The sequence below is a fragment of the Alsobacter metallidurans genome (genome assembly GCF_014636935.1).
GTDB lineage: Bacteria > Pseudomonadota > Alphaproteobacteria > Rhizobiales > Beijerinckiaceae > Alsobacter > Alsobacter metallidurans.
Genome location: NZ_BMES01000001.1, coordinates 745,395 through 757,080, shown reverse-complemented (window position 1 = coordinate 757,080; position 11,686 = coordinate 745,395). Strand labels below are relative to the sequence as shown.

Annotated in this window: 9 protein-coding genes; 2 read left to right on the top strand and 7 right to left on the bottom strand. The window is 67.6% G+C overall.

The window, feature by feature from the left end; all coding sequences use genetic code 11:
• Position 1: 1 nt before the first annotated feature.
• From IEV99_RS03295 to IEV99_RS03280, 4 genes are all read right to left on the bottom strand, one after another.
• Positions 2–979, bottom strand: coding sequence for a DUF1839 family protein (locus IEV99_RS03295; RefSeq protein WP_371875776.1), 978 nt, complete (start codon positions 977–979; stop codon positions 2–4).
• A gap of 47 nt (positions 980–1,026) precedes the next feature.
• Complete coding sequence (locus IEV99_RS03290) at positions 1,027–1,935, bottom strand: amino acid--[acyl-carrier-protein] ligase (RefSeq protein ID WP_188516287.1); 909 nt, start codon at positions 1,933–1,935, stop codon at positions 1,027–1,029.
• 5 nt (positions 1,936–1,940) lie between these two features.
• Entirely contained in the window at positions 1,941–3,086 is a 1,146-nt protein-coding gene (locus IEV99_RS03285; RefSeq protein ID WP_244643764.1) for an acyl-CoA dehydrogenase family protein, read from the bottom strand.
• Between the two features lie 71 nt (positions 3,087–3,157).
• On the bottom strand, positions 3,158–3,409 hold the full coding sequence (locus IEV99_RS03280; protein ID WP_188517626.1) for an acyl carrier protein: 252 nt from the start codon (positions 3,407–3,409) through the stop codon (positions 3,158–3,160).
• Between the two features lie 580 nt (positions 3,410–3,989).
• On the opposite strand from IEV99_RS03280, the gene IEV99_RS03275 reads away from it, so the two are divergent.
• Positions 3,990–4,742, top strand: coding sequence for a DUF2865 domain-containing protein (locus tag IEV99_RS03275; RefSeq protein WP_188516285.1), 753 nt, complete (start codon positions 3,990–3,992; stop codon positions 4,740–4,742).
• Here the strand turns inward: IEV99_RS03275 and IEV99_RS03270 are convergent, their stop codons facing one another.
• The gene (locus tag IEV99_RS03270) at positions 4,743–6,449 is read right to left on the bottom strand and encodes an AMP-binding protein (protein ID WP_371875762.1); all 1,707 of its coding nucleotides are present in this window, start codon (positions 6,447–6,449) and stop codon (positions 4,743–4,745) included.
• A 267-nt stretch (positions 6,450–6,716) separates the two neighbouring features.
• Between IEV99_RS03270 and IEV99_RS03265 the strand changes: the two genes are divergently transcribed.
• Positions 6,717–8,780: an HWE histidine kinase domain-containing protein gene (locus IEV99_RS03265; protein WP_188516284.1), complete on the top strand. Its 2,064-nt coding sequence runs from the start codon at positions 6,717–6,719 to the stop codon at positions 8,778–8,780.
• Positions 8,781–8,799: 19 nt separating this feature from the next.
• On the opposite strand, the gene IEV99_RS03260 is transcribed toward IEV99_RS03265, so the two are convergent.
• Positions 8,800–9,567 carry a CYTH domain-containing protein gene (locus IEV99_RS03260; protein ID WP_188516283.1) on the bottom strand — a complete coding sequence of 256 codons (768 nt, stop codon included), beginning with the start codon at positions 9,565–9,567 and terminating at the stop codon, positions 8,800–8,802.
• A gap of 239 nt (positions 9,568–9,806) precedes the next feature.
• Positions 9,807–11,498 carry an HWE histidine kinase domain-containing protein gene (locus IEV99_RS03255; protein ID WP_188516282.1) on the bottom strand — a complete coding sequence of 564 codons (1,692 nt, stop codon included), beginning with the start codon at positions 11,496–11,498 and terminating at the stop codon, positions 9,807–9,809.
• Between the last annotated feature and the right edge of the window lie 188 nt (positions 11,499–11,686).

Below are 11,686 nucleotides of genomic sequence, written 5' to 3'. Positions count from 1 at the left end.
ATCAGACGCCCAGCTTGGCGGCGAGCGCCGGCACGCAGGCGGTCCAGTCCGCCGCGAGCGGATCGAGGAGCGGCGGCAGGGTGTCGAAGCGGCGGCGCGCCACCGCGCGGGCCATGTTGAACTGCAGGCTCTTGGCCCCTGTGGCGATGCGGGCGGCCGCGTCGCGCTCGGCCGCATAGGCGGCCTCGCCCGGCGCGAGCCAATCCAGGAAGCTCGCCAGCAACTCGAAATTGGCGCCGAGCTGGCGGGCGGTGTTGAACGCGACCTTGTGGAAGAAGGCGGGCTCGCGGTCGGCGACGGCCTGCATCTGCGCGGTGATGCGTTCGCGCCAGGCCTCGATCGGGTTGCGGGCCGGCGCTCGTTCGAGGTGGCGGTAGAGCAAGTCCTTGGCGGCCGCCCGCAGCCGCTCCGGCCCGAGCGGGGCGCGGTCCAGCTTCACGAATTCGGCATAGGGAAACAGCGTCGAGTCCGAACGCTGGCCCGGCAGCCGGCCAAACACGCCGTCGAAATCCTCGCCCGAGAGCGTGAACGCGCCGGCGTTGTGGAAATAGCCGAGCGTCCGGTTCGCCTCGTCGATCTGGTTGATCCCGACCGTCGTCTTGGTGTGCTCGCCCCGGTAGGAGACGCCCTGCGTGTCGGGCAACCAGAATCCGTCGACCTCCACCAGCACGATCCGGCCACGCCGGAGCTGCTCGGCGACGTGGTCCTCCAGCCGGTCGAAGATCGACAGCTCCTGCAGGGTCACGCCGTAGAGACGCTCGAGGTCGTCGGTCGGGATCTTGAAAAAGGTGAACTGGTCGCCCTCGAAGTCCTGCGTCACCGTGAACGCCATGGCGGCGGCGGGCTCCAGGCCCAGGGCGCCCAGGAGCTCGATCCAGAGATCCACCGAGCAGTTGGTCTCGGGCCAGCTGCGCTGCGGATCGTGCAGCGCCTGCCGGGTCGCGCCCGCCCCGGCCACAACCGGGCCGGCGGCGCGCAGGGGACGGGCCGAGGCAGGCCGGGGGGCGAAGTCCACCGCCGACATGATCAGCCCCACAGCACGCGGCGCAGCGAGCGCGGCCAGGCCTGGACGTCGACGCCGTGGTGGCGGAACAGCGCCAGCGCGACCCGCTCCATGCCGAAGCCCACGCACGCCGTGTGCGCGACCTCGCCGGCGGCGGTCTTGAGACCCCACGTCTGGCCGAAGTGGTCCTGATGGTAGTTGAAGCTCAGGCATGCGGTCGGCGACACGGTGCTGTTCACCGGCACCAGCAGCTCGAACTTCAGTCCCTGGTCGCGCTGGCTGTTCTTCATCATGCGTCCGGCGCGGCCGAAGAACGGGTCGTTGGCGACGTCCACCTCGAAAGGCAGTTCGAGCATCGAGATCAGCTCCCGGCCGCGCTGCAGCCAGGTCTCGCGGAAGGCCAGAACCTCGGCCTGCGTGCCCATGCGAACATATTCGCGCATGCGGAACATCTGCATGCGGGCGGGATCGCGCGAGGGCTCGTGCCGGAAGCAATAGGACATGAGGTCGAACAGGCGACCATGTTCGGGCAGCGCGCCGCGCTTGGCCGCCATCGGATAGAGCGGGTAGCAGGCCGCCGGCGTCAGGACGACATCGGACATCTCCTGCTTGGCGGACCAATCCTTGCCCTCGCCCAGGCACTGGAGCAGGTCGGCATGCGCGCCGTCGTCGCCGCAGAAGCAATGCACGGTGCCGGCGAGCTGGGGAAAGCTCTTCAGGTAGCCGCTCTTCTCGAAATGGGCGCGGTTCATGCCGGGCGGAAAGCGGATGACCTCCGCCTTGTCCTCGCGGCCGAAGGAGGTGATCAGCGCGTCGAAGCGGGAGATCACGTCCTCGAACTGGCCACTGCGGCCATACAATCCGTCCACGCCCGTCTCGATCAGGAGGCCGGCGTCGAAGAGCTGATCGATCAATGCGACTTGTGCGTCCATCGGGTTCACCCTGCCAAATCGGTTTCGAGGCGGGACACCAGCAGCATCGTGGCTGTGTTCCCGGCGATGCGGTCGTTGCTGATCATGAGCGGCGCCGACATGGCGTCGCGGAGGAAGCGGCCGACGCTGTAGGGCCCATCGTTGCGGTAGCCCTGGATGCCGGCGATCTGCATGGCGGCCTGGCAGACCTCCACGGCGGTGCGGGAGGCGACCAGCTTCACGGTGTTGATCGCCACCGCGAAGCCCATGGAGGAGAGCTCATCCTGGTCGCGCCGGGCGCGCTCATAGCGGCGCAGGGCGCTCGCCAGAGTGGACTGGAGCGACTGAAGCTTGCCGACCGCCTCCGCGAGATGGAGCGCGCCGGGAGGCGTCACGTCCGGCCGACGGCGGGCGTCAGCGCGCACAAAGGCCTGGGCGCGCGAGAGCGCGGCGCCCGCGATGCCCTGCCACACCGCGCCCCAGAGCAGGTGCGAGTGGACCAGCATGGATTGCGCCGCGATTTCTGCAAAAGGCTTGGGCAGGATCTGCTCCACCGGCGCCGCGCCCTCGAAGCGGAAGCCGGCCGAGCAGGTGCCACGCATGCCGAGCGTGTCCCAGCCGCCGGTCTGCTCCAGCGTGTACTGGTCCTTCGCGAACACGGCCATCATCTGGTCGGACGAAGGCGCATCCGGGTTACGGCGGGCCGTCACCATGATGGCGTCGGCTTGCGGGCCGTAGCTGATCACGCTCGCGTCCTTGCCGAGGCGAAACAGCCCGCCATCCTGCGCGATGGCGCAGATGGAGTTGCGCAGGTCGCCGCCGATGCCGGCCTCCGTGGTCGCCGAGGCGATCAGCAGCTGCTCGGTCGCGACGCGCCGCATGAAGGAGCGGTGCCAGGGGCTGTCCATGCCATGCGTGATCAGGCTCGAAGCCTTGATCTGGTGCATGGCGAAGATCATGGCGGCGGACGAGCAGCCCTGGGCGACCACGCCGCAGACCGCCGCTGTTTCGCCGAGCGTCGCGCCGTCGCCGCCGAATTCCACCGGGATCATGAGCCCGAGAAGGCCTTCGGAGCGCATGGCGGCGACGGCCTCCGCGGGAAAGCGGGCGGCGCGATCCACCGCGTCGGCGTGCCGGGCCGCGATGTCGGCCACGCGGCGGGCGCGGAGCATCAGGCCAAGCCTGCGCTGCTCGTCGTCAGGGAGAGCGGCTTCAAGCAAAGCCGAGGGGCTCTGATAACCCATCAGGCCGCCTCCCTTTCGGTCAGGAGTTCGCTCACCACCGCGCGAATGGAAGCGATGCTCGCGAAGGAGCGGCGGTTGAGATAGCGGTCCGGGAACTCGACGCCGAATCGGTCCTCGATGGCGAGCATGAGCTGCACGGACGCGAAGGACGTGAGCCCGGCCTGATAGAGATCGGCGTCGTCCGTCAGCGTTTCAGCCGCGACCGGGAGACGGCCTGCCTCCACGATGATGGCCACGATGGTGTTCCTGATCGCCTCGCTCATGGTTCTCCGCCCTTCTCGTCGGTCGCGCGGCACAATGCGCGCGATACAATTCCCGGTTGTTGCGGCCGCGAGACTTCTTCCCGCCAGCGTTAACGAGCCCCGCGCTGCCTTCCGCCGTTTCGAAGCGATCCATTCCGGAAGGCTTCGTTCTGATCCGGGACCTCGGTTCGGCGGCTGCGTCCCGCCTTTGAACAAAATCCCGAGATCCTCGTGGCGACCTCGCGTGTCCCGATGCGCTTTGCAATTTTTGCGCGCATGCGCACGGGCATAGCCGTTAGGGTTAACATTTGGTAAAGGCTGCACGGCTGTGGGCCGTGTGGCACACCGGAATCAGTTTTGCGGGAGCTTTTGCGTGCTTCGTCGTCGTTTCGTGCCGTCTCTCGTCCTTGCCGCCGCCACGTGGCTCAGCGGCGCTTTGGCCGGCCCCGCGCAAGCGGCCGGCCTTTTCGAGATGTTGTTCGGAAGGGCGCCTTCGCACCCGCAGGTCCGCGCGTACGCGCCGCTTCCACCAGTGTCCATTCCGGCCTGGGAGGTTCCGTCTTCCCGGCGCACGTCAGAGAGGCGGCCGTTGACACGGGTCGACGCTCCGACCCGCGAGGGCGCAGCGCGCGTCGTTTCGGTTCATTCTGGCGGAGCGGGCTTCTGCGTCCGGGCCTGCGACGGCTTCTATTTCCCGCTGGGCGCGAAGGCGCAGGACGGAAAGAGCGACGCCGAGATGTGCTCGTTCGTATGCCCGGGAACGCAGATGGACGTGTATCGCAGCCGCGGCGAGGACATGAGCCTCGCGGTCGGGGCCACTGGCCGGCTTTACAAGGACCTGCCCAGCGCCTTCGCCTATCGCAAGGCCAGCATTCCGGCCTGCGGCTGCCAGAAGCCCGGCTCCTATGCGGAATGGGCCAAGCGGCTCCTGGCTGACCCAACCCTGAAGAGCGGCGACATCGTCGTGAACGAGCAGAGCGCCGCCCTGTTCACCGGTTCGGTCCGTCGCGACGGGCCGGTCATGACGTCGCAGTTGCGCGACATCCAGGGCTCGGCGGAGACGCGCAAGAATGAGCGGCGCGACGCCGACCGGCTGCTCGGCTTCTCATTTCGGCGTGAGATCGCCAAGAACTCGGGGTTCGAGTATGCCAGCCCGCGCGAGCCGAACAGCATTGTGGTGGTCGCGTCCCGCAGCGCCGCGGTCGCGCTGGCCGCATCGGCTGCGCCGGCGGCGTTCAGCAGCAGCGCCGTCGCTAAAAGCGCCGCGACGGCGGTCGCCGCGACGCCGGTGGTTGCGGCCGCGCCGGCCCGGGTCGTTCTGTCCTCGCCTTTCGTGCGCTGATCAGCCAGCGGCCTTGTCGGCGACGCTGTCCCGCAGGGCGCGTCGCAAGACCTTGCCGACATTGGTCTTGGGCAGTGCGTCCACGAACTCGATGCGACGCGGGACCTTGTAGGGCGTGAGGTTTTCCTTGCAGTAGGCCCGGATCGCCTCGGCCGTGACAGCGTGGTCCTTCTTGACCACATAGGCGACTACGGCCTCGCCCGAGTGCTCGTCCGGGACGCCGATCACGGCGGATTCGAGTACGCCCGGGTGCGACGCCAACACGTCTTCGACCTCGTTGGGGTACACGTTGAACCCCGATACGAGCACCATGTCCTTGATGCGGTCCACCAGCCGCACCTGCCCGTCGGCCTGCAGGACGCCGATGTCGCCGGACCGGAAGAAGCCGTCGGGCGTGGTTACCTTGGCTGTTTCGTCGGGGCGGTTCCAGTAGCCAGCCATCACCTGGGGCCCACGGATGCAGAGCTCGCCCGGGATGCCGGTTGCGCATTCCTGACCGTCGGGGCCGCGGATCGACACCTCGGTGGAGGGAACCGGGTAACCGATCGTGCCCGAGAACTCCTGCAGGTCGAGCGGGTTAGCGCAGACCACGGGCGACGTCTCGGACAGGCCATAGCCTTCCACGATCGGCTTGCCGGTGAGAGCCTTCCAGGCCTTGGCGACGGCCTGCTGGGTAGCCATGCCGCCCGACACCGAAAACGCCATGTGGGAGAAGTCGACCGTCTTGATGTCGGGATGGTTCAACAGCGCGTTGTAGAGCGTGTTGACCATCACCATGCAGGTGAACGGCCGCGATTTCAGCGTCTTGATCAATCCTGGTATGTCGCGCGGGTTCGTGATCAGGAGCTGGCACGCGCCGATGCGGCACATGAACATGCAGCAGGCTGTCAGCGCAAAGATGTGATAGAGCGGCAGCGCCGTCACCATGATCTGGTCGTCGCCGCGCATGAAGGGCCGCATCCAGGCGTCGCATTGCGCCACGTTGGCGGCGATGTTCCGATGGAGCAGGGTGGCGCCCTTGGAGACGCCGGTCGTTCCGCCCGTGTACTGCAGGAAGGCGACGTCGCCCGGCTCCACCGCAACGGGTTGCAGCGCGCGCGCCTTGCCGGTGGCCACGACCTCCGCGAAGGTCGTCATGGTGGGCAGCTTGAAGGGTGCGACGGCCTTTTTCACGTAGCGCGAGACGATGTCGACGATCTTGCCCTTGAGACCGAGCAGATCGCCCGGCCGGACCACGACGACGCGCTGGAGCTTCGTGGACGGCAGCGCCTGCTCCACCGTGTGGGCGAAATTTTCCAGCACGAACAACACAGTCGCGCCCGAGTCGTTAAGCTGGTGCGCCAGCTCGCGAGGGGTATAGAGCGGGTTGACGTTCACCACCGCGCAGCCGGCGAGCAGCACCCCGAACAGGGTGGGCGGATAGGCCGCCACGTTCGGCATCATGATGGCGATGCGGTCACCCTTGCGCGCACCGATGGACTGCAGCCAGGACGCGATAGCGTCTGACAACCCGCCGAGTTGGCCGTAGCTGAGGCGGACCCCGAAGCTCTCGATCGCTGGGCGGCCCGCAAAATCGCGCACGCTGTCGCGAAACATGTCGACCAGCGTGCCCACAGCGCCCACGTCTATGGTGGCCGGAACATTGGGCGGGTAATGGTCGAGCCACGGCATTTTGGCGCTCGCCATCGCCCGCGCGGTTTCGACCATAGCGTCCTCCCTCAGATGTTCACTCCGGCTTTTGCGCCAGATGGTTCATAATTAAACTATCTTTGCGACCACATGGGAAGCCCCTGAGCTTATCCGACGATCCCGCCCCATTGCGAGAGGATCCGGCCGCTGAAGCGATCTCCACCCATCGCAGGTTGGACGCGGAAGCGGCGTCCATCAAATTTGCCAGCAGAATTGCTCAAGCTATGATGCTCCCGATTGCGTCGGCCTCCCCGTGCACGCGAAGCTGATCCAGGACCGGGTGCGATGACGACGCCAACCTTTTTCCGACGACGTTTCTCGATCGCGGTTCATCTCGCGATATTCGGGTTGGCGATCGTGATCCCGATCGCGCTAGCGGGGTTGATCGCGTCCATCGGACTGGCGAACGCCGAGCGGGCCCGGCTCGAGGAACAGGCGCAGCAGATCGCCCGGTCGCTGGCGCGGAATCTCGACCGCGAATTCGAGTTTCTTGTCGCCACGCTGCAAGCCCTGGCGACGTCGCCCGCCGTGGCGATCGGCGATTTCGCGACTCTGCATGCACAGGCGCAGCGAATCCTTCCTGGCCGGTCTCCGGTGATCGCCGTGCGTAACGCGGACGGCCGCCTGGTGTTCATCACCGAATTGCCCTGGGGCGCGCCGCTCCCGGTAGGCAACAACCCGGCCATCAAAGACGCGGCGGACCGGGCCATGGGGACTGGCAAGCCGGTCATATCGGACCTGTTCGAGGGCTCCGTGACCAAAACACAATTCGTGATGGTGGTTATCCCCATCACGGTGAACGGTCGCTCGGACTACACGATCAACGTTGCGGCCGCGCCGGACGCCATCACGGCGGCCTTGCGGCTCGCTGACATGCCGCCCGACTGGATCGTTTCGGTGACGGACGGCGTGAACAAGGTCGTGGCGCGCTCGCGCCAGCCAGAGCGTTATGTCGGGTCGACGGCCTCGGCTTCGTTCCAGGCCAACGCGGCGGCTGGCAAAACCATGTGGAGAGGAGTGACGCTGGACGGCGCGGACGTGCTCACGCTGTCCGAGCGCACCGCAAATGCGCCCTGGCGCGTGTCCGTGTCGGTGACCAGGGCGTCGCTCGAGGCTCCCCTGCGCAAGGCGCTGGGCGGCGTCGCGGCGCTCACCGGGCTCGGTCTGGCGGGCTCGCTCGCTTTTGCGTTCGCGTATGGGCGCCGGCTCTCGCGTCCGATCCAGGCCGTGGCGTCCGCGGCTGCGACGCTCAACTCCGAGGCTCCGGCCTGGCCGGCCCCGTCGTCCATCGCCGAAGTGCAGGAGATTTCGGCCGCCCTGATGACCACCGCAGAGGAGCTCAAGACGCGCGCGTCGCAGCGCGACTTCGCCCTGCGTTCGGCCGAGGACGGCGAGCGACGGCTACGCGCCACCTACGAGAACGCCAGCGTCGGCATCGGCGAAATCGATCGTGACGGCCGCTTCATCGCGGTGAACGACGCGCTGTGCCGCATCACCGGCCGAGAGCGCGAGGACATGATCGGGCGGCGCTTCCAGGACTTGAGCGATGAGGACGACCTGCGGGACGACCTCCTCAACTTCGCCCAGCAACGCGACCGCGCCCGCCCGGCCTATGTGGTCGAGAAGCGGTTCCGCCGCCTTGATGGCGAACTGCGGTGGGGACGCGTGTTCAGCGCGGCCGTCTGCTCGGATGGCGCTTTCGCTTATGCGGTGCGGGTGGTGCTGGACGTCACCGAAGAGCGGCGCGCCTCCGAACACCAGGCGTTGCTGATCGCCGAATTGAACCACCGTGTGAAGAACACGCTCGCGGTGGTCCAGTCCCTCGTTCACCAGACGCTGAACTCGACGTCCTCGCCAAAGCAGTTCCGCGACGCCCTCACGGGCCGCATCATGGCGCTGGCGCGTTCGCACGAGCTGCTGAGCGAATCGGAGTGGCGGGGTTCGACGCTGGAAGCGGTGCTGCGCACGTCGCTCCTGGCGAATGACGGGCCCGATTTCACCCGCACTGCGCTGAGCGGCCCACCCGTCCGCGTGGGGCCGCGCTCGGTGGTGTCGCTGTCGTTGACGCTGCACGAGCTCGCCACGAACGCTACCAAGTATGGCGGCCTGTCGCGCCCCACTGGGGCTTTGGCGGTGTGCTGGTCCGAAATCGACGCCGGCCAGGCCATCCAGCTCGACTGGCGGGAGACCGGCGCCCGCGACCCCGGCGCGGAGGCCGGCACAGGGTTCGGCAGCCGGCTGGTGCGGCTCTGCATCGAGAACGAAATGGGCGGAAGCTACGAGACGGCCTTCAAAGACGGCGGCTATCACCTCACGGCGACAATCCCGCTCGCCGCCATCGCCCGATAGTTGGGGGCGTCCGGAGGCCTCAGGCCTCCGCACCCGCCGTGCGCGGCGCGAAGGGGGCCGCCACTACGTTGGGCGACCGCGCCTCACGGCGCTCTGCCGCCGAGCGCTCCGAGGCGGGACGCTCCGGCGCAGGCCGTTCCGCGGCGGGCCGCTCCGCGCCGGAACGCTCGGAAGCGGCCGTCGCGCGGTCCTGCGCGGCCGGGCGCTCTGGGGCGGTCGGGCGGCGTTCGCCGTCGCGGGTCGCAAAGCGCTGCAGGGCTCCGATGCCTTCGATATCGTCCAGGAATGCGCTCAACGCGGTTTCGTTGGCTTGCGGGGTCGACTTGTTGGGCAGACCCTCCATGGCCAGCGAGCGGTCGCTCCAGGTCTCGTCCTCGGTCACTTCCGGTCCGAACCAGGCCGGCGGCCAGAAGCGCGTCACGTCCTCGCCCTCCGCGAACTCGACGTCGATCAGCTCAACGGGCTGGGACGTGAGCAGGCGGGTGAGTTGCACCATGCGGCCGCCCGCATCCATGCGGGTGCGCTCGAAGCCGATGCGCGCCGCGCAGGATTCCAGCAGCGCTTCGGCATGGCGGCGGGGAACGTCAAAACGCTCCTCGTTCGAGGGACCTTCGCCGTCGCGCGTGATCAGCACCAGCGTGCTGCTCTGCTGGCCGATCTCCACCGCCTGCTGGCGGTCGGACTGGCCGGGAAAATAACCAATGACCGAGCGGTCAGAGATGCCGCGCTCCTTGCGGGCGAGCCGCGCGAGCGCCGGCGAGACAAGAAATCGACGGTTCGATTTCATGGCCTTCTCCTCTTCAAACACAACGCAGGAGGCCCAGGCGGGTCCGCTTTCGCCAGCAACACTGCGCGACCGAACCGGATTCGTCAATTCGCTCAATGGTTCTCGGGCGTATTCCGCCCTCGTCAGGGGTCAAATCGAACGAAACGACATGGAATTTTGCTGTAAAGCTTCAGCTTGACATTCTGCAACATGCGATTTTGCTTGTTGATTGTTGTTAGGTAGCGTGCGGCCCGCGGGAATTACGCGGCATCCTTGGCGGTTTCGGCAATCTCAAGGTCGATCCTGCACAGCACGCCCTCAGGCTCGAAATGCACCCGAACCTCGCCCGCGTCGCCGAACGCCCGCGCCATCAGGCGCGTGCCGAATCCGAGGCGCGAACCGGGAGCCACGACGGGCGGGCCGCCGCGCTCACGCCAGGTCAGCGTCAGGGTCGGGCCTGAAACGTCTGGCGCGGTGGCCCACGTGATGGAGACCCTGCCGTCCGGAACCGAAAGCGCCCCGTACTTGAGAGCATTGGTGCACAGCTCGTGCAGCACCATCGTCATGCCGAGCACCTCCGAGGGACGCAGATGCAGGGACGCGCCGGCCAGCGTCATCCGGCTCTCGTGGTCCACCACCAGGGGCCCGGTGACGGCGCGGATCAGCGCGTGCAGTTCCGCGCCTTCCCAGCGCTCGGAGGTCAGCACGTCATGCGTGCGCGCCAGTGCGGCGATCCGGGCGAGATAGTCCGGCAGGATCTCGCGTCCCGGGCTCACCTTGTTCAACGTGCTGGCCGCGATGGCGTGCACGGTCGCGAGCGTGTTCTTGACCCGGTGGGCCAGTTCCCCGGCGAGAAGCTCGCGCTGATCCTGCGATCGCACGATTTCGTCCATCATGCGGTCCAGCTCGGCCCCGAGTTCGCCCAGCTCACCATGCCCAGCGCTGAAGCCGGTCCGGGCGGTTCGGTCGCCCTCGCGCCAGCGCCGCAATGTGCTGGTCACGGACTCCACAGGCCGCACGAAGAACCTCCGCCCGGCCAGCCAAGTCGCTCCGAGGGTCGCCAGCGCCCCGAAGGCGGCGAGGAGGCCGCCCACATAGGCGGCGCGGCTCACGGTCCCGAAACTCACCTCCGTGGAGAGCCCGGCGCTCACGTAAAGGTCCGAGAGCGGATCGACGACCGGCACGTAGCCCAGAACGCGCGACGTGCCGTCCTGGCTGTCGATGACCTCGGCGCCTGGCGCTGACGCCTTTACGAGGCGCAAAAAGGGATCGGGAATTTTTGCGCCGACGAAGCGCTCGGGGAATGGCTGCCGAACCAGGATCGTGCCGTTGATGTCCGCCACCGTCAGCGAGCCGCCGGGCGGCACGCCCCTGTCCCTGATCAGACCGCCAAGCCAGGCGAGGTCGATGGCCGCCACCACGACGCCGGTTGGCGCGCCGGCGGCGTCGCGCATGGCCAGCGCCACCGGCAGGACCGGCTTCCCGGAAAATCGCCCCACCGTGTATTGCCCCAGCACGATGCCGCGGTGGCGCAGGGCGTCCTGGAAATAAGCGCGGTCGCGATACACGGCGTTTTCAGGCGCAGGCGTCGAGCCGCAACGAAACTGGCCGGCTGCGTCGATCACTGTCAGGCCGATCAGATGCGGCAGGTCCGGCTGCAGCGCCGCAAGGTAGGACGAGCATGCCGGATCGGCCATGTCACGGACGCCCTCGGTCCTTGATACGGCGACGAGCAGGTTCTGAACGCCCGAGACGATGCGGTCGAGCTCGGACGACGCCAGCACGGCGCTTCGCGTCGCGAGATCGAGGATCTCGGCTTTCCGCGAGCGATCGATCTGCACCTGCGTGTAGCCCAGGACGAGGAAGCCCGGCAGCAGCGCCGCCACCGAAAGGGCCAGCAGCCTCAGCCGCAGGGATGCGCCTTTGCCCAGCGGCCTCCACCGCACCGTCATATGCCCCCCGGCCTATATCAGAGGTTGCGACAATGAAGCACGGGCGTTGCAGCTGTCCACCCCCTGCGGTTGTCCGGAGCGTTGGCGCGCCGCCAGGGCGCCATTGCGGACCATTGGCGTTTCCACGCAGCCCGCGCAGTGCTTTAGTGCCGCCAACGAGCGATTCAAGAATGGACGCAGGGACGAGA